Annotated in this window: 24 protein-coding genes; 19 read left to right on the forward strand and 5 right to left on the reverse strand. The window is 59.7% G+C overall.

What is annotated here, in order from left to right; translation table 11 throughout:
- Window positions 1-24 precede the first annotated feature (24 nt).
- The 13 genes from rseP to ACK3SD_RS03665 all read left to right on the forward strand — a co-directional run bounded on the left by rseP (window position 25) and on the right by ACK3SD_RS03665 (window position 17,625).
- Window positions 25-1,386, forward strand: a complete 1,362-nt coding sequence (rseP, locus tag ACK3SD_RS03605) for a sigma E protease regulator RseP (protein ID WP_137762298.1) — start codon at window positions 25-27, stop codon at window positions 1,384-1,386.
- A gap of 36 nt (window positions 1,387-1,422) precedes the next feature.
- Window positions 1,423-3,846 carry an outer membrane protein assembly factor BamA gene (gene bamA / locus ACK3SD_RS03610; RefSeq protein WP_481126797.1) on the forward strand — a complete coding sequence of 808 codons (2,424 nt, stop codon included), beginning with the start codon at window positions 1,423-1,425 and terminating at the stop codon, window positions 3,844-3,846.
- Between the two features lie 156 nt (window positions 3,847-4,002).
- A complete protein-coding gene (gene skp, locus ACK3SD_RS03615; protein WP_481126798.1) occupies window positions 4,003-4,500 on the forward strand; it encodes a molecular chaperone Skp in 498 nt (165 codons plus the stop codon).
- A 3-nt stretch (window positions 4,501-4,503) separates the two neighbouring features.
- On the forward strand, window positions 4,504-5,526 hold the full coding sequence (gene lpxD / locus ACK3SD_RS03620) for a UDP-3-O-(3-hydroxymyristoyl)glucosamine N-acyltransferase (protein WP_481126799.1): 1,023 nt from the start codon (window positions 4,504-4,506) through the stop codon (window positions 5,524-5,526).
- 152 nt (window positions 5,527-5,678) lie between these two features.
- Window positions 5,679-6,134: a 3-hydroxyacyl-ACP dehydratase FabZ gene (fabZ, locus tag ACK3SD_RS03625; protein ID WP_137762302.1), complete on the forward strand. Its 456-nt coding sequence runs from the start codon at window positions 5,679-5,681 to the stop codon at window positions 6,132-6,134.
- Window positions 6,135-6,137: 3 nt separating this feature from the next.
- On the forward strand, window positions 6,138-6,926 hold the full coding sequence (gene lpxA / locus ACK3SD_RS03630; RefSeq protein WP_137762303.1) for an acyl-ACP--UDP-N-acetylglucosamine O-acyltransferase: 789 nt from the start codon (window positions 6,138-6,140) through the stop codon (window positions 6,924-6,926).
- A gap of 3 nt (window positions 6,927-6,929) precedes the next feature.
- Complete coding sequence (gene lpxB, locus ACK3SD_RS03635) at window positions 6,930-8,078, forward strand: lipid-A-disaccharide synthase (RefSeq protein WP_481126800.1); 1,149 nt, start codon at window positions 6,930-6,932, stop codon at window positions 8,076-8,078.
- A complete protein-coding gene (gene rnhB / locus ACK3SD_RS03640) occupies window positions 8,075-8,677 on the forward strand; it encodes a ribonuclease HII (protein WP_137762305.1) in 603 nt (200 codons plus the stop codon). Before lpxB ends, rnhB begins: the two co-directional genes overlap by 4 nt.
- Before the next feature lie 59 nt (window positions 8,678-8,736).
- Window positions 8,737-12,219 (forward strand): DNA polymerase III subunit alpha, encoded by a 3,483-nt coding sequence (dnaE, locus tag ACK3SD_RS03645; RefSeq protein ID WP_481126801.1) that lies wholly within the window; start codon window positions 8,737-8,739, stop codon window positions 12,217-12,219.
- A 12-nt stretch (window positions 12,220-12,231) separates the two neighbouring features.
- Entirely contained in the window at window positions 12,232-13,191 is a 960-nt protein-coding gene (gene accA / locus ACK3SD_RS03650; protein ID WP_137762307.1) for an acetyl-CoA carboxylase carboxyl transferase subunit alpha, read from the forward strand.
- Window positions 13,192-13,236: 45 nt separating this feature from the next.
- Window positions 13,237-13,587 (forward strand): hypothetical protein, encoded by a 351-nt coding sequence (locus ACK3SD_RS03655; RefSeq protein ID WP_481127600.1) that lies wholly within the window; start codon window positions 13,237-13,239, stop codon window positions 13,585-13,587.
- Window positions 13,526-15,352 carry a chitinase gene (locus tag ACK3SD_RS03660; RefSeq protein ID WP_481127489.1) on the forward strand — a complete coding sequence of 609 codons (1,827 nt, stop codon included), beginning with the start codon at window positions 13,526-13,528 and terminating at the stop codon, window positions 15,350-15,352. The genes ACK3SD_RS03655 and ACK3SD_RS03660 overlap by 62 nt, the downstream gene beginning before the upstream one ends.
- Window positions 15,353-15,471: 119 nt before the next feature.
- Window positions 15,472-17,625, forward strand: coding sequence for a lysine decarboxylase LdcC (locus ACK3SD_RS03665; protein WP_481126802.1), 2,154 nt, complete (start codon window positions 15,472-15,474; stop codon window positions 17,623-17,625).
- On the opposite strand, the gene ACK3SD_RS03670 is transcribed toward ACK3SD_RS03665, so the two are convergent.
- The 3 genes from ACK3SD_RS03670 to ACK3SD_RS03680 are packed head-to-tail and all read right to left on the reverse strand — an operon-like array spanning window position 17,609 to window position 20,464.
- The gene (locus ACK3SD_RS03670; RefSeq protein ID WP_481126803.1) at window positions 17,609-18,313 is read right to left on the reverse strand and encodes a LutC/YkgG family protein; all 705 of its coding nucleotides are present in this window, start codon (window positions 18,311-18,313) and stop codon (window positions 17,609-17,611) included. The genes ACK3SD_RS03665 and ACK3SD_RS03670 overlap by 17 nt on opposite strands.
- Complete coding sequence (locus tag ACK3SD_RS03675) at window positions 18,313-19,734, reverse strand: LutB/LldF family L-lactate oxidation iron-sulfur protein (protein ID WP_481126804.1); 1,422 nt, start codon at window positions 19,732-19,734, stop codon at window positions 18,313-18,315. The genes ACK3SD_RS03670 and ACK3SD_RS03675 overlap by 1 nt, the downstream gene beginning before the upstream one ends.
- A gap of 10 nt (window positions 19,735-19,744) precedes the next feature.
- Window positions 19,745-20,464, reverse strand: a complete 720-nt coding sequence (locus tag ACK3SD_RS03680; RefSeq protein ID WP_481126805.1) for a (Fe-S)-binding protein — start codon at window positions 20,462-20,464, stop codon at window positions 19,745-19,747.
- Window positions 20,465-20,755: 291 nt separating this feature from the next.
- Here ACK3SD_RS03680 and ACK3SD_RS03685 point away from each other — a divergent pair, with 291 nt between their 5' ends.
- The 3 genes from ACK3SD_RS03685 to ACK3SD_RS03695 are packed head-to-tail and all read left to right on the forward strand — an operon-like array spanning window position 20,756 to window position 22,899.
- The gene (locus ACK3SD_RS03685) at window positions 20,756-21,193 is read left to right on the forward strand and encodes a VOC family protein (RefSeq protein ID WP_137762313.1); all 438 of its coding nucleotides are present in this window, start codon (window positions 20,756-20,758) and stop codon (window positions 21,191-21,193) included.
- 51 nt (window positions 21,194-21,244) lie between these two features.
- Window positions 21,245-22,570, forward strand: a complete 1,326-nt coding sequence (gene tilS, locus ACK3SD_RS03690) for a tRNA lysidine(34) synthetase TilS (protein ID WP_481126806.1) — start codon at window positions 21,245-21,247, stop codon at window positions 22,568-22,570.
- Between the two features lie 14 nt (window positions 22,571-22,584).
- The gene (locus tag ACK3SD_RS03695) at window positions 22,585-22,899 is read left to right on the forward strand and encodes a c-type cytochrome (protein WP_481126807.1); all 315 of its coding nucleotides are present in this window, start codon (window positions 22,585-22,587) and stop codon (window positions 22,897-22,899) included.
- A 62-nt stretch (window positions 22,900-22,961) separates the two neighbouring features.
- Here ACK3SD_RS03695 and rof read toward each other — a convergent pair whose 3' ends face one another.
- Both rof and ACK3SD_RS03705 read right to left on the reverse strand, forming a co-directional pair.
- A complete protein-coding gene (rof, locus tag ACK3SD_RS03700; RefSeq protein ID WP_137762316.1) occupies window positions 22,962-23,222 on the reverse strand; it encodes a Rho-binding antiterminator in 261 nt (86 codons plus the stop codon).
- Window positions 23,209-23,409 (reverse strand): YaeP family protein, encoded by a 201-nt coding sequence (locus ACK3SD_RS03705; protein WP_137762317.1) that lies wholly within the window; start codon window positions 23,407-23,409, stop codon window positions 23,209-23,211. Before ACK3SD_RS03705 ends, rof begins: the two co-directional genes overlap by 14 nt.
- Window positions 23,410-23,628: 219 nt before the next feature.
- Between ACK3SD_RS03705 and ACK3SD_RS03710 the strand changes: the two genes are divergently transcribed.
- Genes ACK3SD_RS03710 through nlpE form a run of 3 tightly spaced genes read left to right on the forward strand, consistent with a single transcriptional unit; the run spans window position 23,629 to window position 25,294 of the window.
- Window positions 23,629-24,174: a YaeQ family protein gene (locus ACK3SD_RS03710; RefSeq protein WP_481126808.1), complete on the forward strand. Its 546-nt coding sequence runs from the start codon at window positions 23,629-23,631 to the stop codon at window positions 24,172-24,174.
- Window position 24,175: 1 nt separating this feature from the next.
- On the forward strand, window positions 24,176-24,589 hold the full coding sequence (arfB, locus tag ACK3SD_RS03715) for an alternative ribosome rescue aminoacyl-tRNA hydrolase ArfB (protein ID WP_240775718.1): 414 nt from the start codon (window positions 24,176-24,178) through the stop codon (window positions 24,587-24,589).
- A 39-nt stretch (window positions 24,590-24,628) separates the two neighbouring features.
- Entirely contained in the window at window positions 24,629-25,294 is a 666-nt protein-coding gene (gene nlpE / locus ACK3SD_RS03720) for an envelope stress response activation lipoprotein NlpE (protein ID WP_481126809.1), read from the forward strand.
- The last annotated feature ends 48 nt before the right edge of the window (window positions 25,295-25,342 follow it).

The following is a 25,342-nucleotide window of genomic DNA, read 5'->3' on the forward strand; positions in this document are numbered from 1 at the left end:
TCTGAGACGGGGAGTGGTGGGATTATGATGAGCATACTCTGGAGCCTGGCGGCCTTTATCGTGGCGCTGGGCGTGTTAATTACCGTACATGAGTTCGGTCACTTCTGGGTCGCCCGCCGCTGTGGCGTGCAGGTTGAGCGCTTCTCCATCGGCTTTGGCCGCGCCCTGTGGCGGCGCACCGATCGTCAGGGCACGGAGTATGTCATTGCCCTGATCCCCCTTGGCGGTTACGTCAAGATGCTGGATGAGCGTGTAGAGTCGGTTCCGCCGGAACTGCGCCACCGTTCCTTCAACAACAAAACCGTCTGGCAACGTGCCGCTATCATCAGCGCCGGGCCGATCGCCAACTTCATTTTCGCCATCTTCGCCTACTGGCTGGTGTTCATCATCGGCGTGCCGAGCCTGCGTCCGGTGGTCGGGGAGGTGCTGCCCGACTCCGTGGCGGCGCACGCTGAAATTTCTCCCGGTATGGAACTTAAGTCACTTGGTGGCATCGAAACGCCTGATTGGGATTCGGTGCGTCTGGAGCTGATTGGCAAAATTGGCGATGCGCAAACCACGGTGACAGTGGCGCCATTTGGCGCTGGCATGAGCCGGGAGGTGGAGAAGCGCCTCGACCTGCGTCAGTGGCAGTTTGAGCCAGATAAGCAGGATCCCGTTGTGGCGCTGGGCATCGTGCCGCGCGGCCCGACGATCGAAAAGGTGCTGGCGGAAGTACAGGCTGGTTCGGCGGCGGAAAAAGCGGGTTTGCAACCCGGTGATAGGATCGTTAAAGTCAATGGTCAGCCGCTGGCGCAGTGGCGAACCTTTGTCGCTGACGTACGCGACAATGCCGGCAAGCCGCTGGCGATTGAGATTGAACGGGCGGGCTCGCCGCTGTCCGTGACCCTGGTGCCAGATAGCAAACCGGCTGGCCGGGCAGGGGTAGAGGGATTCGCCGGGGTTGTCCCCAAGGTGATCCCGCTGCCTGACGAGTACAAGACGATTCGCCAGTATGGGCCGTTTACGGCGCTCTACGAAGCCGGAGACAAGACCTGGCAGCTGATGAAGCTGACCGTGTCCATGCTGGGTAAGTTGATTACTGGCGATGTGAAGCTGAACAACCTGAGTGGCCCTATCTCGATTGCACAGGGCGCTGGGATGTCAGCGGAGTTTGGGTTGGTCTACTACCTGATGTTTTTGGCGCTGATTAGCGTGAACCTCGGGATTATCAACCTGTTCCCACTGCCGGTACTGGATGGTGGACACCTGCTCTTTTTGGCGATTGAAAAGCTGAAGGGCGGGCCGGTTTCTGAGCGAGTACAAGACTTCAGCTACCGCATCGGCTCCGTATTGCTGGTGTTGTTAATGGGACTTGCACTTTTCAATGATTTCTCCCGCCTCTGAGGCGGGGGATTAGGTTAGGAAGAACGCATAACAACGATGGCGATGAAAAAGTTGCTCATAGCGTCGCTGCTGTTTGGCAGCGCCACCGTATACGGTGCAGACGGGTTCGTAGTGAAGGACATTCATTTCGAAGGCCTGCAACGAGTTGCCGTCGGTGCGGCGTTACTCAATATGCCGGTTCGCGTAGGCGATACGGTGGATGACGAAGACATCAGTAACACCATCCGGGCGCTGTTCGCGACCGGCAACTTTGAGGACGTTCGCGTACTCCGGGACGGTGATACCTTAATCGTGCAGGTCAAAGAGCGCCCGACAATCGCCAGCATCACCTTCTCCGGCAACAAGTCGGTGAAGGATGACATGCTCAAACAGAACCTTGAGGCGTCTGGCGTGCGTGTGGGCGAAGCGTTGGACCGCACCACGCTCTCCAGCATTGAGAAGGGGCTGGAGGACTTCTACTACAGCGTCGGCAAATACAGCGCCTCGGTGAAAGCCGTGGTCACACCGCTGCCGCGCAACCGCGTTGACCTGAAACTGGTCTTCACCGAGGGCGTCTCAGCCAAAATCCAGCAGATCAACATTGTGGGGAACCATGCGTTCACCACGGAAGAGCTGATCTCCCGTTTCCAGCTGCGTGACGAAGTGCCGTGGTGGAACCTGGTTGGCGACCGCAAATACCAGAAGCAGAAACTGGCGGGCGATCTCGAGACCCTGCGCAGCTTCTACCTGGATCGCGGCTATGCCCGTTTCAACATCGACTCCACCCAAGTGAGCCTGACGCCGGACAAGAAGGGCATCTACATCACCCTGAATATCACCGAAGGCGAGCAGTACAAGCTGTCGGGTGTGGAGCTGAATGGCAACATGGCTGGCCACTCCGCAGAAGTGACGGCGCTGACCAAGGTAGAGCCGGGCGAGCTGTATAACGGCACCAAGGTCACCAAGATGGAAGGCGACATCAAGCAGCTGCTGGGCCGCTATGGCTACGCCTACCCGCGCGTGATCACCCAACCGGAGATCAATGACGCGGATAAGACGGTGAAGCTGCATATCTCCGTGGATGCTGGCAACCGCTTCTACGTACGCCATATCCGCTTTGAGGGTAACGACACCAGCAAGGACTCCGTACTGCGCCGCGAAATGCGCCAGATGGAAGGGGCCTGGCTGGGCAATGACCAGGTTGATCAGGGCAAAGAGCGCCTGAACCGCCTGGGCTACTTCGAATCGGTAGACGTGGATACCCAGCGTGTGCCGGGCACCGCTGACCAGGTGGACGTAACCTACAAAGTGAAGGAGCGCAACACCGGCACCTTTAACTTCGGTATCGGCTACGGCACCGAGAGTGGCGTCAGCTTCCAGGTGGGCGTCCAGCAGGACAACTGGCTGGGCACCGGTAACACCGTGGGCATCAGCGGCACCAAGAATGACTACCAGACCTATGCGGAACTCTCCCTGACCGACCCGTACTTCACGGTGGATGGGGTGAGCCTGGGCGGCCGTCTGTTCTACAACGACTTCCAGGCAGATGACGCAGACCTCTCTGACTACACCAACCGCAGCTACGGCCTCGGCACGACGCTCGGTTTCCCGGTCAATGAGAACAACTCCCTGCGTCTGGGTCTGGACTACGTGCACAATGACCTCTCCGACATGGAGCCGCAGGTGGGCATGTGGCGCTACCTGAACTCCATGGGCGTCAACCCTGGCGTGGTGGTGGGCGAGGACTCCAGCGATACCGAATTCAGCGCGGATGACTTCATGCTGAACCTCGGCTGGACCTACAACAACCTCGACCGTGGTTACTTCCCGACCGCCGGGACACGCGCCAGCCTGAGCGGCAAGGTGACAGTGCCGGGTTCAGACAACGAATACTATAAAGTCACCTTCGACTCGACCTCTTACCTGCCATTGAGTGAGAACCACGAGTGGGTGCTGATGGGACGTGCGCGCGCCGGCTATGCAGATGGCCTGGGCGGTAAAGAGGTGCCGTTCTACGATAACTTCTATGCCGGCGGCTCCAGCTCTGTGCGTGGCTTCCAGTCCAACACCATTGGCCCGAAAGCTGCTTACTTCCGCTGTAACTCCGGTGACGGCAGCTACGCCGGATGCCCGGTGGAGAACTCTGACGACGCCGTGGGCGGTAACGCCATGGCCGTGCTGAGCGCTGAACTGATTGTACCGACGCCGTTCATCAGCGACAAATACGCCAACTCTGTGCGTACCTCGCTGTTCGTGGATGGCGGCACCGTCTGGGACACCAACTGGGAGAATACCTCTGCGACCCGTGCAGCCGGCGTGCCGGACTACAGTTCGCCGGATAATTTCCGTGTCTCCACCGGTATTGCATTGCAGTGGATGTCCCCGCTGGGGCCGCTGGTCTTCTCCTACGCGCAGCCAATCAAGAAGTACGATGGCGACAAGGCGGAGCAGTTCCAGTTTAACATCGGTAAAACATGGTAATGCCGCTTCGCGCGCGCATATGCTGTAACTTCACGACAATCTTGTGTAGTTGCTCCCACTCCTAGGCGCTGCTTGGGAGTGGGCAGTGTGGTATGCTGGATAGGTTGTGTAATTCAAGTGTCTCTGACACAAACGGATGATGGTAAGGAGTTTATAGTGAAAAAGTGGTTGTGTGCCGCAAGCCTCGGTTTAGCAATGGCTGCGTCTGCTGGCGCTCAGGCTGCCGATAAAATCGCAGTCGTTAACGTCTCCAGCATTTTCCAACAGCTTCCAGCGCGTGACGCAGTAGCGAAGCAGCTGGAAAACGAGTTCAAAGGCCGTGCCTCTGAACTGCAAACCATGGAGCGTGACCTGCAGACCCAAATGCAGAAACTGCAACGTGATGGTTCTACCATGAAAGCCAGCGAGCGCAGCAAGCTGGAAAAAAGCGTGATGGCTCAGCGTGAAACCTTCTCCAGTAAAGCGCAGGCTTTCGAGCAGGATAACCGCCGTCGCCAGATGGAAGAGCGTAACAAAATCCTGAGCCGTATCCAGGACGCGGTGAAGTCCGTTGCCAGCAAAGAGGGCTATGACGTAGTCATCGATGCCAACGCCGTCGCTTACTCTAATGCTGACAAAGACATTACTGCTGATGTGCTGAAACAGGTTAAATAATACATGTCTTCAATTCGACTGGCTGATCTTGCACAGCAGTTGGATGCACACGTGCACGGTGATGGCGATCTCGTCATCACCGGCATTGCTTCTATGCATTCCGCAGATTCTGAGCACATCACCTTCTTATCCAACAGCCATTACCGTGAACAACTTGCCAGCTGCAAAGCCGGTGCCGTGGTGTTAACGGAGGCTGACTTGCCGTTCTGGCATGGCGCCGCTCTGGTCGTCAAAAACCCCTACCTGACCTATGCGCGTATGGCGCAGCTGATGGATACCACGCCATCGCCGGCGGAAGATATTGCGCCGAGCGCCGTGGTGTCGCCGCAGGCCAGCCTGGGTGCAAATGTGTCGATTGGTGCCAATGCCGTCATTGAGTCCGGTGTAGTACTGGGTGACAACGTGGTGGTCGGTGCGGGATGCTTTATCGGTAAAAATAGCCGCCTTGGCGCAGGCACCCGCCTGTGGGCCAACGTCACCATCTACCATAACATCGAAATTGGCCAGCAATGCCTGATACAATCCGGCACGGTCATCGGTGCGGATGGCTTTGGCTACGCCAACGATCGCGGTAACTGGATCAAAATTCCTCAGCTCGGCACGGTGCAAATTGGCGACCGTGTAGAGATTGGCGCCTGTACCACCATTGACCGTGGCGCGCTGGATAACACGATTATCGGCAATGGCGTTATCATTGATAACCAATGCCAGATTGCACACAACGTCGTGATTGGCGACAATACGGCGGTCGCGGGCGGCGTAATCATGGCTGGCAGCCTGAAAATTGGCCGCTACTGCCAGATTGGCGGCGCCAGCGTGATTAACGGCCACATGGAAATCTGTGACAAGGCCGTTGTCACCGGAATGGGAATGGTTATGCGACCAATTACCGAACCTGGGGTATACTCTTCAGGCATTCCGTTGCAGCCCAATAAAGCGTGGCGCAAAACCGCCGCGCTGGTGATGAATATTGACGAAATAAACAAGCGCTTGAAAGCTGTTGAGCGTAAAGTCGGAAAAGACTAATCACCACCCTTGCCCGTAAGGCGGGCAAGGTGCGCAGAATCGCTGGCTGCGCATACACATACCCCTATTTGCGGCCTGCCTTATGCCCTCCTTTTGGGGGTTGAGCAGGCCGTGTTATTGATGCCATCAGTTTTTTAGACAGGAAGAGTATTTTGACTACTGACACTCATACTCTGCATATTGAAGAGATTTTGGATTTGCTTCCGCACCGCTACCCGTTCTTGCTGGTTGACCGCGTGCTGGACTTTGAAGAAGGCAAATTTCTTCGTGCAGTGAAAAACGTTTCAGTCAACGAACCGTTTTTCCAGGGCCATTTCCCTGGTAAGCCGATTTTCCCAGGCGTGCTGATCCTTGAAGCCATGGCGCAAGCCACCGGTATTCTGGCGTTCAAAAGCGTTGGCAAACTGGAGCCGGGTGAACTGTACTACTTCGCTGCCATTGACGATGCCCGCTTCAAGCGTCCAGTATTACCAGGTGACCAGATGATTCTGGAAGTTGAATTCATTAAAGAACGTCGTGGCGTTGCACGTTTCAAAGGTGTTGCCAAAGTTGACGGTGAAGTGGCCTGTGAAGCTTCAATGATGTGCGCCCGTCGTCGGGAGAGTTAATTCGTGACTGACAAAACCGCCTTTATCCATCCCAGCGCTATCGTTGAAGAGGGTGCCATCATTGGTGCCGGCGCACATATTGGCCCCTTCTGCTATATCGGCTCGCAGGTCGAAATTGGCGAAGGCACGGTGCTGAAGTCGCACGTGGTCGTAAATGGCGTCACCAAAATTGGTCGTGACAACACTATCTACCAGTTTGTCACCATTGGTGAGGTAAACCAGGATCTCAAATATGCTGGCGAGCCAACCCGTACGGAGATTGGCGACCGCAACAGCATCCGCGAGAGCGTCACCATTCACCGTGGCACCACGCAGGGCGGCAGCCTGACCAAAGTTGGCAGCGACAACCTGCTGATGGTCAACGCACACGTGGCGCATGACTGCGTTATCGGCAACCGCTGCATCCTGGCCAATAACGCCACTCTGGGCGGCCATGTGCAGATTGATGATTTTGCGATCATTGGCGGCATGACGGCCATTCACCAGTTCTGCGTGATTGGCGCGCATGTGATGGTGGGCGGGTGTTCCGGTGTGGCGCAGGACGTCCCACCCTTTGTCATCGCGCAGGGCAACCATGCTACGCCGTTCGGCATCAATATCGAGGGGCTGAAGCGCCGCGGTTTTGATAAAGAGGCATTGCACGCCATCCGCAACGCATACAAAGTGCTCTACCGCAACGGCAATACGTTGGAAGAGGCGCTGCCAGAAATTGCAGCCCTGGCTGAACAGCATCCGGCGGTGAAACCCTTCAGTGAGTTCTTTGCCCGTTCCAAGCGCGGCATCATTCGCTAATCTATGCAGAAGCGTCCATTGACGATCGGCCTGGTGGCCGGTGAAACATCCGGCGACATCCTTGGCGCCGGTCTGATTCGTGCGCTGAAAAAGCATGTTCCCGACGCCCGCTTTGTGGGCGTCGCGGGGCCGCTGATGCAGGCAGAAGGGTGTGAAGCCTGGTACGAGATGGAAGAGCTGGCGGTGATGGGCATTGTCGAGGTGGTCGAACGGCTGCCTCGCCTGCTGAAGATCCGTCGCGACCTGACCCAGCGCTTCAATGCCCTCAAGCCTGATGTGTTTGTCGGCATTGATGCGCCTGATTTCAACATTACGTTGGAGGGGCGGCTGAAGCGTAACGGCATCCGCACCATCCACTATGTCAGCCCTTCGGTCTGGGCCTGGCGGCAGAAGCGCGTTTTCAAAATCGGCAAAGCCACCGATCTGGTGCTGGCTTTCCTGCCTTTCGAAAAGGCGTTTTACGATAAATTTGCTGTGCCTTGCCGCTTCATTGGCCATACCCTGGCCGACTCCATGCCGCTGCAACCGGACAAACAGCAGGCGCGCCAGCGTCTGGGCATTCGCCCGAATGCGCGTTGTCTGGCGCTGTTGCCCGGCAGCCGCAATATGGAAGTGGAGATGCTCGGCGCTGACTTCCTGCGTACGGCGCAAAAATTGCGCACCAGCTACCCCGATCTGGAGATCGTGGTGCCGCTGGTCAATGCCAAACGGCGCGAGCAGTTCGAGCAGATTAAGGCCCAGGTGGCGCCAGATCTGCCGATGCACCTGCTGGACGGCCAGGCGCGTGATGCGATGGTCGCCAGTGACGCCGCGCTGCTGGCCTCCGGCACCGCCGCGCTGGAGTGTATGCTGGCTAAGTGCCCGATGGTGGTGGGGTATCGCATGAAACCCTTCACCTTCTGGCTGGCCGAGCGGCTGATCAAGACGCCCTACGTCTCGCTGCCCAACCTGTTGGCTGGCCGGGAGATTGTCACTGAGCTGTTGCAGCATGACTGCGTGCCGGACAAGTTGGCGGCGGCCCTGATGCCGTTGCTGGCCAGTGGCGAACAGAGCGCCGCGCTGAAGCACACCTTCCTTGAACTCCATCAGCAGATCCGCTGCGACGCCGACGAACAGGCCGCGCTGGCGGTATTGGAACTGGCCCAGCCATGAGTGAAATTTTTGTCTATCCCGCCGCGCGCTGTATCGCCGGCGTGGATGAAGTCGGGCGCGGCCCCCTGGTGGGTGCGGTCGTGACCGCCGCCGTTATCCTCGATCCGGCCCGGCCGATCGTGGGACTGGCAGATTCGAAAAAGCTAAGTGAAAAACGCCGCCTGGCGCTGTTTGACGAGATCAAAGAGAAGGCGCTGGCCTGGAGCCTCGGGCGCGCCGAACCGGATGAAATTGACAGCCTGAATATCCTACACGCCACCATGCTGGCGATGCAGCGGGCGGTGGCGGGGCTGGCGGTGACGCCAGATATGGTGCTGATTGATGGCAACCGCTGCCCGGCCTTGCCGATGGCGTCGCAGGCGGTGGTGAAGGGCGACAGTCGCGTGGCTGAGATCAGCGCTGCCTCCATTCTGGCCAAGGTCACGCGCGATCGTGAGATGGCGCTGTTGGACCAAGAGTTCCCGGATTACGGTTTCGCCCAGCATAAGGGGTATCCTACCCCGTTCCATCTGGAGAGGCTGGCGCAATTTGGCGCAACGGCCCACCACCGGCGCAGTTTCGCCCCGGTGAAACGCGCGTTATCGCTGTCCCCGCGTTAATATGACCCTCTGGCGCCCATGCGCCAGAGCTTCCATTTACTCAATTCTGGTATTTCGATATGGCCGAACCTCGTTTTGTTCACCTGCGCGTACACAGTGACTACTCCATGATCGATGGGCTAGCCAAAGTGAGCCCGTTGGTTAAGCGAGCGGCTGCCCTGGCAATGCCAGCCCTGGCAATCACCGATTTCACTAACCTGTGCGGGTTGGTGAAGTTCTACGGCAGCGCGCATGGCGCCGGTATCAAGCCGATTATCGGGGCCGACTTCCATCTGCAAAGCCCGGAGTTGGGCGACGAACTGGCCCAGCTGACGGTGCTGGCGATGAATAATGAGGGTTATCAAAACCTGACATTACTCATCTCCCGTGCCTATCAGCGTGGCTATGGTGCCTTGGGGCCAACCATTGAGCGCGACTGGCTGGTGGAGCACAGCGGCGGGCTGCTGCTGCTCTCGGGCGGACGGCAGGGCGACGTAGGTAAATTCCTGCTGCGCGGCAACCAGACGCTGGTGGAGCAGACGCTCGCCTTCTATGCTGAGCACTTCCCCAGCCGCTACTATTTGGAGCTGATCCGCACCGGTCGCCCGGATGAGGAGAATTACCTGCATGCGGCGGTGGCGCTGGCGACCACCCACGGCGTGCCAGTGGTGGCGACCAACGACGTCCGCTTCATTGAGACGGATGACTTTGACGCCCATGAGATCCGTGTCGCCATCCATGACGGCTTCACCCTCGACGATCCCAAGCGCCCACGCAACTACAGCCCGCAGCAATTCATGCGCAGCGAAGAGGAGATGTGCGAGCTGTTTGCCGACATCCCTGAGGCGCTGGCCAACAGCGTTGAGATCGCCAAGCGCTGTAACGTCACCATCCGGCTGGGCGAGTACTTCCTGCCGCAATTCCCGACCGGCGAGATGACCACCGAGGAGTTCCTGGTGGTGAAATCGAAAGAGGGGTTGGAGAAGCGACTGGCTTTCCTGTTCCCGGATGAGGAGGAGCGGGCGCGGCGGCGGCCAGAGTATGACGAGCGGCTCGATATTGAGCTGAACGTGATTAACCAGATGGGCTTCCCCGGCTACTTCCTGATCGTGATGGAATTTATCCAGTGGTCGAAGGATAACGGCGTGCCGGTTGGGCCGGGGCGTGGCTCGGGCGCCGGCTCGCTGGTGGCCTACGCGCTGGAGATCACGGATCTCGATCCGCTGGAGTTTGACCTGCTGTTCGAACGCTTCCTTAATCCGGAGCGTGTCTCGATGCCCGACTTTGACGTCGACTTCTGCATGGAGAAGCGCGATCTGGTGATTGAGCACGTCGCGGAGATGTATGGCCGTGACGCGGTTTCCCAGATCATCACCTTCGGTACGATGGCAGCGAAGGCGGTTATCCGCGACGTCGGCCGCGTGCTGGGCCACCCCTATGGTTTCGTCGATCGTATCTCCAAGCTGGTGCCGCCCGATCCGGGCATGACGTTGGCGAAAGCCTTTGAGGCGGAGCCGCAACTGCCGGAGATTTACGAGGCGGATGAAGAGGTGCGCGCGCTGATCGACATGGCGCGCAAGCTGGAGGGGGTGACCCGTAACGCCGGCAAACACGCCGGTGGCGTGGTGATTGCGCCCACCAAGATCACTGATTTCGCGCCGCTCTACTGCGACGCCGAGGGCAACCACCCGGTTACCCAGTTCGACAAGAATGACGTGGAGTACGCCGGTCTGGTGAAGTTTGACTTCCTTGGCCTGCGCACCCTGACCATCATCAACTGGGCGCTGGAGATGATCAACGCCCGGCGTGCCAAGCAGGGGCTGGAGCCGATTGATATCGCCGCCATCCCGCTTGAAGACAAAAAGAGCTTCGACATGCTGCAACGGGCGGAGACTACCGCGGTCTTCCAGCTTGAATCGCGCGGCATGAAGGATCTGATCAAACGCCTGAAGCCAGACTGCTTCGAAGATATGATCGCACTGGTGGCGCTGTTCCGCCCCGGCCCGCTGCAATCGGGCATGGTGGATAACTTCATCGACCGTAAGCACGGGCGTGAGGAGATCTCCTACCCGGATATTCAGTGGCAGCATGAGTCACTGAAGCCGGTGCTGGAGCCGACCTACGGCATCATCCTCTACCAAGAGCAGGTGATGCAGATTGCCCAGGTGCTGGCGGGCTACACCCTGGGCGGCGCGGACATGCTGCGCCGTGCGATGGGCAAGAAAAAGCCGGAAGAGATGGCGAAGCAGCGCTCGGTCTTCAAAGAGGGTGCCGAAGGGATGGGCATCGACGGCGAACTGTCGATGAAGATCTTCGATCTGGTAGAGAAGTTCGCGGGTTACGGCTTCAACAAATCCCACTCCGCTGCTTATGCGCTGGTCTCCTACCAGACGCTGTGGCTGAAGGCGCACTATCCCGCCGAATTTATGGCGGCGGTAATGACCGCCGACATGGACAACACCGACAAGGTGGTCGGGCTGGTGGATGAGTGCTTACGGATGGGCCTGAAGATCCTGCCGCCGGACATCAACAGCGGGCAGTACCACTTCCACGTCAATGACGAGGGCGAGATCGTCTACGGCATCGGCGCCATCAAAGGCGTGGGCGAGGGGCCGATTGAGGCAATCATTGAGGCGCGCAACCAAGATGGCTACTTCAAAGAGCTGTTCGACCTCTGCGCCCGCTCGGACATCAAGAAGCTGAACCGCCGCATTCTGGAGAAGCTGATCATGTCCGGGGCGTTTGACCGGCTGGGGCCGCACCGCGCGGCGCTGATGAACTCGCTCGGCGATGCGCTGAAGGCAGCAGACCAGCACGCCAAGGCAGAGGCCATTGGCCAGGTGGACATGTTTGGCGTGCTGGCCGAGGCACCGGAGCAGGTGGAGCAGTCCTACGCCAGCGTCGCGCCGTGGCCAGAGCAGAAAGTGCTGGATGGCGAGCGGGAGACGCTGGGGCTGTACCTCACCGGCCACCCGATTACCCAATATCTCAAGGAGATCGAACGCTATGCCGGCGGGCAGCGTTTGAAGGATATGCATCCGACGGAACGGGGCAAAATGACCACTGCCGTTGGCCTGGTAGTGGCATCACGCGTGATGGTCACCAAACGGGGTAACCGCATCGGCGTCTGCACACTCGATGACCGCTCAGGCCGTCTGGAGGTGATGCTGTTCACTGATGCATTGGAAAAATACCAGCATTTGCTGGAAAAAGACCGTATCCTGATTGCCAGCGGACAGGTCAGCTTTGATGACTTCAGCGGCGGCCTTAAAATGACCGCCCGCGAACTCATGGACATCAGTGAAGCCCGGGAAAAATATGCTCGCGGGCTTGCTATCTCGCTGACTGACAGGCAAATTGATGACCAGCTTTTGAACCGTCTCCGACAGTCGTTGGAACCCCATCGATCGGGGACGATTCCAGTGCATCTGTATTATCAGCGCGAAGATGCACGCGCCCGCCTGCGGTTTGGGGCAACATGGCGCGTAACGCCGACCGACCGCCTCTTGATTGATTTGCGGACGTTGGTCGGCAATGAGCAGGTGGAACTGGAATTTGACTAAAATAGGAATACTATGAGTCTGAATTTTCTTGATTTTGAACAGCCGATTGCAGAGCTTGAAGCGAAAATTGACTCGCTGACTGCAGTCAGTCGTCAAGACGAAAAATTAGATATTAATCTGGATGAAGAGGTGCAGCGCCTGCGTGAAAAGAGCGTAGAGCTGACCCGCAAGATCTTCTCCGATCTGGGTGCCTGGCAGATTGCCCAGTTGGCGCGTCATCCGCGTCGCCCTTACACGTTGGATTATATCGAACATATTTTCACTGACTTTGACGAGTTGGCCGGCGACCGTGCCTACGCTGACGACAAAGCCATCGTGGGCGGCATCGCCCGTCTGGATGGCCGCCCGGTGATGATCATCGGTCATCAGAAAGGCCGTGAAACCAAAGAGAAAATCCGCCGCAACTTCGGTATGCCAGCACCGGAAGGCTATCGCAAGGCCCTGCGCCTGATGGAGATGGCCGAGCGCTTCAAGATGCCGATCATCACCTTCATCGACACCCCGGGCGCCTACCCTGGCGTGGGGGCGGAAGAGCGCGGCCAGTCCGAGGCGATTGCCCGCAACCTGCGTGAAATGTCCCGCCTGAGCGTGCCGGTCATCTGCACCGTGATTGGCGAGGGTGGCTCCGGCGGCGCACTGGCCATCGGCGTGGGCGACAAGGTCAACATGCTGGAGTACAGCACCTACTCCGTGATCTCCCCTGAAGGTTGTGCCTCCATCCTGTGGAAAAGCGCCGACAAAGCGCCGCTGGCTGCTGAAGCGATGGGCATCATCGCCCCGCGCCTGAAAGAGCTGAAGCTGATTGACTCAGTGATCCCGGAGCCGCTGGGCGGCGCACACCGTGACATCCCGGCAGTTGCTGCGTCCCTGAAGGCCCAGCTGCTGGCAGACCTCAGTGACCTCGACACGCTGAATGAGGAAGAGCTCATCAACCGCCGTTACCAGCGTCTGATGACCTACGGTTACTGCTGATTTATCCGCTTAATAAAAAGCCCGCGCCTGTCGCGGGCTTTTTTTATGTCTATCAATCGTTGGCTCATTTTTTATTTTTTACTTTTATCCTGCACTTTTTATCCCCTATTTTTTGATTATTTAGCCCGTGCCGGAAATAGTCATTGGCATGACTGTGATTTAATGGCGTCATTGAGCCAACGTGATGCACGGTTTTATTTTCCCCTTATTTATGCTGCCTGTGTCCAGCGTACTGCGGATAGTTTGCGCGACGTGCCAGTGAATAGCGCGGCGGTCGCCTGTCATGAAAAAATAACAAGGGGTAGAGATAATGATACCATCAGCTCAACATTGGATGCTTACGCCACTGGCGCTAACCGTCGGATTAACCTGTGCGCTCGGCGCCTATGCCGCTGATACGGCCACGCCCGCGGCGACAGTAGAGATAAAAGCCAGCGATCTACAAAAGAAAGAGGCGGAATTAACCACGGACCCATTGATGCTTAGCGTTAAAGAGTCTATTCGCACACTGGATAATGCCACCGTTGAGGCGATTGAACCGGGCAAGCCCTCCAATCCCGCCAACGTGAAACTGGTTGAGAAAATATTAAGTAATAAAGATTGGGAATATATTTTCCCGCTGCGCGCACCTGAATACAGTTACAGTAATTTCCTGAAGGCAATTGGCAAATTCCCGGCGGTGTGCGGCATCTATACCGATGGCCGTGACTCCGAGGCGATTTGCCGCAAGGTGCTGGCCACCATGTTCGCCCACTTCGCCCAGGAGACCGGCGGCCATGAGAGTTGGCGTGAGGAGGCGGAGTGGCGGCAGGGGCTGGTCTGGCTGCGTGAAATGGGTTGGCAGGAGGGGCAGCCGGGCGGCTACAACGGCGAGTGTAACCCGGATGTCTGGCAGGGGCAGACCTGGCCCTGTGGCAAAGATGCTAGCGGCAACTTCCTCAGTTACTTTGGCCGCGGTGCCAAACAGCTCTCCTACAACTACAACTACGGGCCATTCTCTGACGCCATGTTCGGCACCGTCCGTACCCTGCTCGACAAACCGGAGCTGGTGGCGGATACCTGGCTGAACCTGGCGAGCGCGGTGTTCTTCTTCGTTACGCCGCAGCCGCCGAAACCCAGTATGCTGCACGTCATTGATGGCACCTGGCAGCCCAACGACCATGACAAAGCCAGCGGGCTGGTACCGGGCTTTGGCGTCACCATCCAGATCATCAACGGTGGGGTAGAGTGTGGCGGCCCGCAGGATATCGCCCAGGGGCTGAACCGTATCTCCTACTATAAGAGCGAAGCCGAGTACCTGAAGGTACCCGTGCCAGAGAATGAGGTACTGGGTTGCGCCAACATGAAGCAGTTCGATGAGGGTGGCTCGGGCGCGCTGCCTATCTATTGGGAGCAAGATTGGGGCTGGAGCCCGAATACCGCGGATGGCAAAACCTACGCTTGCCAGCTGGTCGGCTACCAGACACCGTTCAGCGCTTTTAAAGAGGGCGACTACGTCCGCTGTGTCCAGCACCACTATGGCAATGTGAAAATCGTTGACGATCTGGGTGGTGATGTAACACCGACCCCGACCCCGACCCCGACCCCGACGCCGACACCGACACCAACGCCGACACCGACACCAACGCCGACACCAACGCCGACGCCAACCCCAACACCAACCCCAACACCAACCCCGGCGGTGCAGAACCATGCCCCGGTGGCGGTGCTGAATGGCCCGACCGGCCCCGTGGAGAGCCAGGCCAACGTCACGTTGAATGCGGCCGAGTCCCATGATGCGGACGGTGACAAGCTCAGCTACCAGTGGATGCTGCCCAACGGCAACACCCTGTCCGGCAGTGATCGCAGCAGCCTGAGCTTTATCGCGCCGGTGGTCACCAGCCAGACGGTCTATAAATTCACCCTGACCGTTTCGGATGGCAAGCTGAGCAGCGTGGCCCGCTACCAGCTTACCGTCACGCCGAAAGTCGCACCTATCCCGGACACCACCCAAGGCTGCGCCGATAGCTGGAAGAGCGACAAGATCTATTACGGCGGTGAAACCGTAAACTGGAAAGGCAGCGAGTACCGTGCCAACTACTGGACGCAGAGCCAGGAGCCGGGCAACGCTGACTTTACCGGCGAGTGGTCGCAGTGGAAGCTGATTAAGTCCTGTAAATAAAAGGGTTGCCGCCCCCATGCAAGGAGGGGCTGGGGGCGGCAGGTTTTCGGGCGGCAGGCGTAATGCCTGCCGTTTTGCTATGTTTGAAGGAGGAAACTCGAAAACGATAAGGACACTGAATGAATATTATTGCCATCCTTAAGCCACCTACGGCCTATTACAAAGATGAGCCGATGCGGGAACTGGATGCAGCCCTGACCCGGCGTGGGTTTGATCTGGTCTATCCGCAAAATGGTGCGGACTTGCTGAAGCTGATCGAGCACAACGCCCGCATTTGCGGGGTGATCTTCGACTGGGACGACTACAGCATGGCGCTGTGCACCGAGATCAACGATCTGAACGAGTCCCTGCCGATCTACGCCTTTATCAACACCCACTCCACGCTGGATGTCTCCCTCAACGAGATGCGCATAGCGCTCTACTTCTTTGAGTATGCGCTGCACGCCGCCGAGGATATTGCCACCCGCATCCAGCAGTACACGGATGAGTACCGTGACGCCATCACCCCGCCGCTGACACGGGCGCTGTTCAACTATGTGAAGGAGGGGAAGTACACCTTCTGCACCCCCGGCCACATGGCGGGCACCGCGTTCCAGAAAAGTCCGGTGGGCACGCTGTTCTATGACTTTTTTGGCGCGAATACGCTCAAGGCGGATGTCTCCATCTCGGTCACGGAGCTGGGATCGCTGCTCGACCACACCGGCCCGCACCTGGAGGCCGAGGAGTACATTGCCCGCACCTTTGGCGCGGAGCAGAGCTACATGGTGACCAACGGCACCTCCACCGCCAACAAGATTGTCGGCATGTATGCCGCCCCTGCTGGCAGCACGGTACTGATTGACCGCAACTGCCACAAGTCGCTGGCGCACCTGATGATGATGAGCGACATCACCCCGATCTACCTGCGCCCGGTGCGCAATGCCTACGGCATTTTAGGCGGCATCCCGCGCAGTGAGTTCAGCCGGGAGAGCATCGAGCAAAAGGTGGCGCAAACCGCCAATGCCAGCTGGCCGGTACATGCGGTGATCACCAACTCCACCTATGACGGATTGCTCTACAACACCGATTTCATCAAGCGCGAGCTGGATGTGCCCTCGATCCACTTTGACTCTGCTTGGGTGCCCTACACCAACTTCCACCCGATCTATGCTGGCAAGAGCGGGATGAGCGGCGACCGCGTCCCCGGCAAGGTTTTCTACGAAACCCAGTCGATCCACAAGATGCTGGCGGCCTTCTCGCAGGCCTCCATGATTCACATCAAGGGCGACTACCATGAGGGCACCTTCAACGAAGCCTACATGATGCACACCACCACCTCGCCCAACTATGGCATCGTCGCCTCTATGGAGACGGCGGCGGCGATGCTGCACGGCAACCCTGGACGACGGCTGATCCAGCGCTCGGTGGAGCGTGCCTTGCACTTCCGCGAAGAGATTGTGCGGCTGCGGCAGGAGTCTGACAGCTGGTTCTTTGATGTCTGGCAGCCGGCCAGCATTGGCGAGGCGGCGTGCTGGCCGCTCAACCCGGACGAGAATTGGCACGGCTTTGGCGCGACCGACCCGGAGCATATGTACCTGGATCCGGTGAAGGTGACCATCCTGACGCCGGGCATGGATGAGCAGGGCAACCTGGCGGCCTCCGGCATCCCGGCGTCGCTGGTGGCCAAGTTCCTGGATGAGCGTGGCATCGTGGTGGAGAAGACCGGCCCCTACAACCTGCTGTTCCTGTTTAGCATCGGCATCGACAAAACCAAGGCGCTCAGCTTGCTGCGCGGCCTGACCGAGTTCAAGCGCGCCTTTGATCTCAATTTGCGGGTGCGCAACATGCTGCCGGATCTCTACGCCGAAGACCCGGACTTCTACCGCAACATGCGCATTCAGGATCTGGCGCAGGGCATCCACCAGATGGTGGTGCGGCATGACCTGCCGGGCCTGATGCTGCGCGCCTTTGACGTGCTGCCGGAGATGCGGCTGACGCCGTATGAGATGTTCCAGCAGCAGGTGAGGGGAGAGGTGGAGGAGTGCGAGCTGGAGGATCTGGTGGGTCGCATCTCGGCCAACATGATCCTGCCCTATCCGCCGGGGGTGCCGGTGGTGATGCCCGGCGAGATGGTCACCGAGGAGAGCCGGGCAGTGCTCGACTTCCTGCTGATGCTCTGCGCGATTGGCCTGCGCTATCCGGGCTTTGCCACTGACATCCACGGCACGCGGGTCACCGAGGATGGCCGCTACATGGTGACAGTGCTCAAGCAGCCGGTCAGCAATCCTCAATAATCAGGTAGGCGGCGTGCACCGGCCCGTGCACGCCGACCACCTTGATCAATTCGATGTCGGCGGTGGAGCTGGGGCCTGCAATCAGGTTGATGCAGCTTGGCATACGCTCCCCGCGCAATGCCCGCTGGTGCAGCTGCTCGGCCAGCTGCGCCACCCGTGGCAGGATGGTACTTTTGCGCAGCACAAACACCGAGGCAGTGGGCAACAGGCTCACCGCCCGGCCACGCTCCGGCGCAGAGAAGAGCACCACGCTGCCGGACTCCGTCAGCCCCGCCTCGGCATAGACCACGCCCACCACCGCCTGTTCCGCCAGCCGCAGGTTCTCCGCGCCAGCCTCTGGTTGCCATACCGCCGCGCCCAGTTGCTGTTGTAGCGCCTGGGTAATGCCGAGCGCCGCCAGCCGCGCGTCGCCGCTGACGATCACCGGCGTGCGGCCATACTCCTCGCACAGCGCCAGTACCGCGCTGACGGCCTGATCCTCCGCCACCCGCTGGCAGTTGACCTTCAACGTCTCGCGCGCGTAAGCGACAAAGGCGGCGCAGCGCTCCTCCTGCGTTAGCGAGGTCAGGCGCGAGGTGGCGAAGCTGCTTACCGGCGGCGCAGGTGTCTCTGGCTGACGGCGCGGTGCGCGGCCAAGCTGGCGGGCAATCTCCGCCAGAAAATCACTGCGGTTCTGTTCATCCAGCATCACTCTTCCCCCGTCGCCTGATGGCGCTTGAACCAACTGCGGAAACTCTCCCCCTCCACCTCCGGCAGGTCGCGCGCGGCCGTCCATTCGCCGATGGCGGCGGGGTGGAAGGGCATCTTGCCCTCTTTGATCAGCCAGCCGGCGGCTTTCGCCCCGGCCTTCATGCCCACTTTCCACAGCATGGGGTGGGCGTTGGCGTAGTTGAACAGCCGGGTGATGCGCTGCTCGGCCTTGGGTGTCAGCCCCTGTTCCGCCAATTTTTGGCGATGCTTCAGGTGCAGTTGCGCCAGCGGAATTTTTACCGGGCAGACCTGATTACAGGCGGTGCAGAGTGAGCAGGCGTAGGGCAGGTCTTGGTAATCCTCATAGCCGCCAAGCAGCGGCGACAGCACCGAACCAATCGGGCCGGGGTAGATGGAGCCGTAGCTGTGGCCGCCAATGTGGCGGTAGGCCGGGCAGGTGTTCATGCAGGCACCGCAGCGGATGCAGCGCAAAATGTCGCGGAACTCTGAGCCAAGCACCTGCGAGCGGCCGTTGTCGACAATCACCAGGTGGAACTCCTCCGGGCCGTCGAGGTGGCCGGCCTCACGCGGGCCGGTCAGCCAGGTGTTGTAGCTGGTGAGGCGAGAACCCACCGCGCTGCGGCAGAGCAGGGTGATCAACACGTCCACCTCGGCGAAGGTCGGCGCGATGCGCTCCATGCCCATCACTGCGATGTGGGTCTTGGGTAGGGTGGTGCTGAGACGGGCGTTGCCCTCGTTAGTCACCAGACAGACCGAGCCGGTCTCTGCCACCGCAAAATTGCAGCCGGTGATGCCGATGTCCGCCGTCAGGAAGTGCTCACGGATCTTCTGGCGGATGAACAGCGTCATCGCTTCCGGCGTCTCTGGCCCCTCATAACCCAGCTTGTGGCGCAGCACGTCACGGATCTGGAAGCGATCCTTGTGGATCGCCGGCACCACGATGTGCGAGGGCGGATCCTCATCCAGCTGCAAAATATACTCGCCCAGATCGGTCTCAATCACCTCAATGCCCTGCTGCTGCAACACGGCGTTCATGCCGATCTCTTCCGTCACCATCGATTTGGACTTCACCACCTTTTTCGCCTGCTTGCGGGCGGCCACCTGGCTGATGTAGGCGGTGGCCTCCTCTTTGGTGCGGGCGAAGAAGACATGGCCGCCATTCTCTGTGACCTTTTCCGACAGCTGGTAGAGATAGGCGTCGAGGTTCTCCAGCACGTGGTTGCGGATCTGCTCCGCGCGATCGCGCCACGCCTCCCAGTCGCCCAGCTCCTCGACCATGATCTGCCGGTTGGTGCCGATGCGCTCTTGCGCCATCGCCACCGCATTGCGCATGACGCTGTCCTGCATTTCGATATGGATGCGTGGCTTGAAGGCCACCGCACTGGTTTTCATTGACATGGCAGGCCCCCTAGCGGCTCATCAACACTTCAGCAATATGCAGCACCTTGACCGGCTGCCGCTCGCGGTGCAGTCGGCCGCCAATGTTGATCAGGCAACTGGCATCCGCGCCAATCAGGTAGTCTGGCTTGGCATCCATCATGTGCACCACCTTCTCCTTCACCATCTCGCCGGAGATCTCCGCCATCTTGACCGAGAAGGTGCCGCCGAAGCCGCAGCAGGTCTCCTGATTGCGGATCGGCAATAGCTCCAGCCCCTGCACATGGTGCAGCAGGGTGAGCGGCTCCTCGCGGATGCCCAGCTTGCGGAACAGGCTGCACGAGGGGTGGTAGACCGCCCGGCCGGGTAGGCGCGCGCCGACGTCACGCAGGCCGAGCGTATTGACGATAAAGGAGGTGAGATCCTGCATCCGCGCGGCCACCGCCGTAGCGCGCTGCGCCCATGCTGGCTCGTCGGCCAGATAGTCGGCATAGCTCTTGATCGCGTAGGTACAGGAGCCGGCGGGGGAGATAATCGGGTAGTCATTCTCCTCAAAGGCGGCGATCAGGTTTTTCATCGCCGGTTTGGCATCCTTGATGTAGCCGCCATTGATTGCCGGCTGGCCGCAGCAGCCCTGCCGCTCCGGGAAGTGCACCTCGCACCCCAGCCGCTCCAGCAGCAGGACGCTCTTTTTAGCCATGTTGGCTTTGATGGCGTCACCAATACAGGTTACATAAAAGTTAACTTTCATCGACATGCTCCGGCATAGAAGTGGGCAGCGTTGTCCACTGCTTTTTTATCCTGCAAACAGTGTAGGGCGCGCGCCGGGCAAGGGCCGAGCACTTTATTGATGAAGGTGGGTAAGTGGTGGTTGGCTCAAGGTTTTAACCACTGAAAATCGCGGTCGCAACAATTTATAAACAATTTCACTGTCTGTTTTCACCCCGGCCCGGCAATTTCGGGCCTTTCTCAGAGTAACCGCATTGACGCTCCAGAACAGGATGGTTAACGTGCGGGCATAAATCACTATAAGGAGTCGGGGATGCTTACACTACGCCAGGTTCACCATATCGCCATCATTAGCAGCAACTACCAGATCAGCAAGCAGTTCTACTGCAACGTGCTGGGTTTCAGCCTATTAAGCGAGTTCTACCGTGAGGAGCGCGACTCCTGGAAAGCCGATCTGGCCCTCAATGGCGCCTACACCATTGAACTGTTCTCTTTCCCATCGCCGCCGCCGCGCCCCAGCCGCCCGGAGTCCTGTGGCCTGCGCCACTTGGCCTTCAGCGTGGATAACATCCACGAGGCGATCGAGGCGCTGGAAGCGGACGGTGTTGAGTGCGAGCCGGTACGCATCGATCCGCTGACCGGCCAGCGCTTCACCTTCTTCAGCGATCCTGACGGCCTGCCGTTGGAGCTGTATGAGAGCCGACCGGCCAAGGCAGAATCGATCAAGCCGGACTTGCCTGCCAGCGCCTGAGTGGGTAACGTGCGCATCATGAAAAAGTAAGGCGCAGGACCCACCCGCCGTATGAATGATGTCACACTGCTCTCACACCTTGACGCCCAACTGGGCGATCACCCGGCCTGCTGCGTCGCCTTCAGCGGCGGGCTGGACTCCACTGTCCTGCTGCACCTGCTGGTCAGCTTGCGCGACGCCGGACGGGATCTGCCGCTGCGGGCGGTGCATATCCACCACGGCCTGAGCCGCCATGCCGACGAGTGGGTCGCCCACTGTGAATCGCTGTGCGCCGCGTGGCAGGTGCCGCTGACGGTGCTCCGCGTCCAGGTGGATGGGCGCGGCGGCATTGAGGCGGCGGCCCGCGAGGCGCGCTATCAGGCACTGGCCGCGGCGTTGCAAACTGGTGAGACGCTGCTGACTGCCCAACACCTCGATGACCAGTGCGAAACCCTGCTGCTGGCGCTGAAGCGCGGCAGTGGCCCCGCCGGCCTCTCCGCGATGAAATCTGCCACCGCCTTCCACGGCCAGGTGTTGCTGCGCCCGCTGCTGGATGTCTCCCGTCAGGAGCTGGAGGGGTACGCGGCCGCGCAGGGATTGGCGTGGATTGATGACGACAGCAATCAGGATAATCGCTTCGACCGTAACTTCCTGCGCCGCCAGGTGCTGCCGGTGCTGCACCAGCGCTGGCCGCACTTTGCCGCCGCCGCTAGCCGCAGCGCCGCGCTCTGCGCTGAGCAGGAGTCGTTGCTGGATGAGTTGCTGGAGGAGACGCTGGCGAGCTTGCTGGATGCGGAAGGCTCACTGGCGATTGAGGCGCTGCGGCCGATGTCCGAGGCCAAGCGTGCGGCCCTGTTGCGCCGCTGGATGGCGCGGCACGGCTTGCCGATGCCAGCGCGCGAGCAAATTGGCCGCCTATGGCGTGAGGTGGCGGAGAGCCGCGCCGATGCGGAGCCGCAATTGCAACTGGGCGCGGGATCGGTGCGCCGTTTCCGCCAGCGCCTCTACCTGCTGCCGCCGTTGCAGCCGGTGGAGGATCACGTGCTGGCATGGCAGCCGCCGGAGCCACTGGCACTGCCAGATGGCCTTGGCCAGTTGGTGGTCGGTGAGGATTTCAGTGCCGCCAAGGCGCGCTGGGTGCGCCGCGCCCGGCCAGATGAGCCGGTGACGGTGCGTTTTCGCGCCGAGGGCACCTTCCACATTGTGGGGCGGCCGCACTCGCGCCAAATTAAAAAGCTGTGGCAGGAGCTGGCGATCCCACCCTGGGCGCGCACCCGTACCCCCCTGATTTTCTATGGCGAACAGTTGATCGCCGCCCCCGGAATTTTTATCACCCGAGAGGGGGCCGCAAGCGCCGGCCAGACTGGCTGGGGCATTGAGTGGCAAAAAGAGGCATAACCATGAGAGAAGGAATGAGAACGGCGATCCTGCTGGCGCTACTGGCTGGGCTGGCGTGCCAGACGGCAACGGCGGCAGGCAGCGCGGCGGCGGGCAAAGAGAAGGCCGCCCCCTGTATGGCTTGCCACGGGCTGGATGGCAAGGGCACCGCGCCCATCTACCCCAATCTGGCCGGGCAGCAACCGGCCTATCTAGAGGGGGCGCTGCACGCCTATAAAAATGGCGACCGCAGTGCCGGGCAGGCGGGCATCATGAATGCCTATACCTCTGACCTGTCGGATCAGGATATCGCGGATCTGGCGGCCTACTATTCTGCGCAAAAACCCTGATGGCAGACATAAAAACGGGCAGCCAGGCTGCCCGTCGGTGTGGCGGCGTACACGCCGCTGCATCAATCGATGCTGACTTCAACCGTCCCCAGTTCCGGGTGGCTGAAACTGGCAATATGGTCCAGCCGCAGCTCCCTCGCGTGGCCGGCCTCCTCAATCACCAGATACTCCACGCGCTTGCGTGAAATCAGATCGCTTGCCTTGCCTTCCACAATCTCTCCGCTGCGCAGCTTCAGCGTCAATACAAAGTGCTTCTGACAGGCGAGCTCAAGATTATCGTAGTCATCACAATTGATGGGTTGATACTCATCATTCATCGACATAATCGCTCACCAATAAGTTAGCGGCGGCAAAGGCCGCCTGGTCCCTGACGGAAGACGGAAGCGTCGGATTGGCCGCCACTTCGTCCAATGCTTGCAACACACAGCCCAGCGCATCGGGCACATAACCAAGATCGCCACTGCCGATCTCAGCGTAGAAACGGCGTACTAACTCACAGTATTGTCGCACAATAACCTCCCCTAAGAGCCTATCCCGATAGGATGCCACGGAAGATGCACCTACGAAGATAAACTCTCATTATCTAACGACTATAGCACAGGCGCCGCAAGGAGTTCAGCGACCCGTTTTGCCTTTCTCGGATCATCAGGCGTTTAGCCGCTGTCCGGGGTGGCTGGCCGTTACCCTGCGCTTTCAAGTACACTGTCGCCCTACACGTGAGAGGTGAACATGGCGCTGAAGGCCACAATTTATAAAGCGGCGGTTAACATTGCCGATATGGATCGTAATTTTTTTGATGATGCTAACCTGACCATTGCCCAGCATCCCTCCGAAACCGAGCAGCGCATGATGCTGCGCCTGCTGGCCTGGATCTGTCATGCCGATGAGCGGCTGCACTTTACCCGTGGCCTGAGCGCCGAGGGGGAGCCGGAACTGTGGCGGCGCAATGACCATAATGGGCTGGAGCTGTGGATTGAGCTGGGGTTGCCGGATGAGAAGCGGCTGAAAAAAGCCTGCAATCAGTCGGCGGACGTGGTGCTCTACGCCTACGGCGAACGGGCTGCTGGCGTCTGGTGGTCACAGATGGCGGAGAAGGCGCGTGCGCTGCGCAACCTGCGGGTGCGTTTTCTGGATGACGCCCAGATGGCGCAACTGGCCGCGCTGGCAAATCGCAATATGACCCTACAGGCGACGTTGCAGGAGGGGGCGATCTGGCTCTCCGATGCAACCTCCAGCCTCGAGATCCACTTTAATGAGTGGCAGCAGGTGGAGTAGGGTGGCACTCATTATCTCCAACAGCGTCACGCTGCCCGAGAGCGAGATTGAGCTGACCGCCATCCGTGCCCAAGGGGCGGGCGGCCAGCACGTCAACAAGACCTCGACGGCGATCCATCTGCGCTTTGACATCCGCGCCTCCAGCCTGCCGCCGTTCTACCAGGAGCGGCTGCTGGCGATGAGCCACCACCTCATTACTGCAGAAGGGGTGGTGATCATCAAATCGCAGGAGCATCGCAGCCAGGAGATGAACCGCGAGGCGGCGCTCAACCGGCTGGTAGCGCTGATCCGCGAGGCGGTAAAAGTGGAAAAAGCGCGGCGACCGACGCGACCGACCAAAGCCTCCAACCAGCGACGGCTGGAGGGCAAAAGCCGCAAGGCTTCCACTAAGGCCCTGCGCGGCAAAGTGCGCTGAGGGATTCAACGGGAACATGGACACAGTAGGAGAGTCGCTGTGAAAAAGATCACTCTTGCACTGCTGTTTTCGCTGGGGGCGTTGGCGCTGATTGGCTGCCGCCACGCCTCCCGGCCACAGGAACTTACGCTGCAACCGATGGAGCAGAGCTATCAGGGCGTCATACCCTGCGCGGATTGCAGTGGCATTGAGACCTCACTGTTCCTGATGGAGGATGGCACCTACATCCTGCAGGAGCACTATCAGGGGCGCGAGACGGCACCACGCGCCAGCTACGGCCAGTGGGCGCGCACCGCGGACAAGCTGATACTGACGACGGCTGATGGCGACAAGCGCTACTTCCGCGCCCATGAAGAGAGTTTGGAGATGCTCAAGCGCGACGGGACGCCGATTGTCTCTACGCTCAACTATACCCTGCACTCAGTGGAGCAGCCGCTGCCCACGACGCCGATGGCGATGCATGGCCTCTACCACCAGCAGGCGGGAAGCGCCACCTTCCAGGATTGCGCTACCGGCAAGCGCTACCCAGTGGTGGCCAGGGGCTTGATGGCGCAGGCGCTGCACCGGCTGCAGGGCCGGCCAGAGGAGGAGCCGGTCTTCCTGACGCTCGAGGGGCACTATAGCCAACCGGGCGGCGAGCAGGCAGAACGCACGCTGGTGCCGGACAGCACACCGCAGGCCCATCCCGGCAAGCACTGTGACTGACCGCCGGACGCAGGCATAAAAAAAACGCCCCATTGGGGCGTTTTTTAT

The organism is Chimaeribacter sp. YP20170169 (assembly GCF_056739715.1).

Coding starts and splice junctions, on each gene's coding strand:
- ACK3SD_RS03680 (WP_481126805.1), bottom strand. CDS start 20,464: ATGAAAGTTAACTTTTATGTAACCTGTATTGGTGACGCCATCAAAGCC.
- bamA (WP_481126797.1), top strand. CDS start 1,423: ATGGCGATGAAAAAGTTGCTCATAGCGTCGCTGCTGTTTGGCAGCGCC.
- ACK3SD_RS03675 (WP_481126804.1), bottom strand. CDS start 19,734: ATGTCAATGAAAACCAGTGCGGTGGCCTTCAAGCCACGCATCCATATC.
- ACK3SD_RS03665 (WP_481126802.1), top strand. CDS start 15,472: ATGAATATTATTGCCATCCTTAAGCCACCTACGGCCTATTACAAAGAT.
- ACK3SD_RS03710 (WP_481126808.1), top strand. CDS start 23,629: ATGGCGCTGAAGGCCACAATTTATAAAGCGGCGGTTAACATTGCCGAT.
- ACK3SD_RS03655 (WP_481127600.1), top strand. CDS start 13,237: ATGTCTATCAATCGTTGGCTCATTTTTTATTTTTTACTTTTATCCTGC.
- lpxD (WP_481126799.1), top strand. CDS start 4,504: ATGTCTTCAATTCGACTGGCTGATCTTGCACAGCAGTTGGATGCACAC.
- ACK3SD_RS03695 (WP_481126807.1), top strand. CDS start 22,585: ATGAGAACGGCGATCCTGCTGGCGCTACTGGCTGGGCTGGCGTGCCAG.
- tilS (WP_481126806.1), top strand. CDS start 21,245: ATGAATGATGTCACACTGCTCTCACACCTTGACGCCCAACTGGGCGAT.
- rof (WP_137762316.1), bottom strand. CDS start 23,222: ATGTCGATGAATGATGAGTATCAACCCATCAATTGTGATGACTACGAT.
- rseP (WP_137762298.1), top strand. CDS start 25: ATGATGAGCATACTCTGGAGCCTGGCGGCCTTTATCGTGGCGCTGGGC.
- ACK3SD_RS03660 (WP_481127489.1), top strand. CDS start 13,526: ATGCTTACGCCACTGGCGCTAACCGTCGGATTAACCTGTGCGCTCGGC.
- lpxB (WP_481126800.1), top strand. CDS start 6,930: ATGCAGAAGCGTCCATTGACGATCGGCCTGGTGGCCGGTGAAACATCC.
- dnaE (WP_481126801.1), top strand. CDS start 8,737: ATGGCCGAACCTCGTTTTGTTCACCTGCGCGTACACAGTGACTACTCC.
- accA (WP_137762307.1), top strand. CDS start 12,232: ATGAGTCTGAATTTTCTTGATTTTGAACAGCCGATTGCAGAGCTTGAA.
- ACK3SD_RS03670 (WP_481126803.1), bottom strand. CDS start 18,313: ATGCTGGATGAACAGAACCGCAGTGATTTTCTGGCGGAGATTGCCCGC.
- ACK3SD_RS03685 (WP_137762313.1), top strand. CDS start 20,756: ATGCTTACACTACGCCAGGTTCACCATATCGCCATCATTAGCAGCAAC.
- rnhB (WP_137762305.1), top strand. CDS start 8,075: ATGAGTGAAATTTTTGTCTATCCCGCCGCGCGCTGTATCGCCGGCGTG.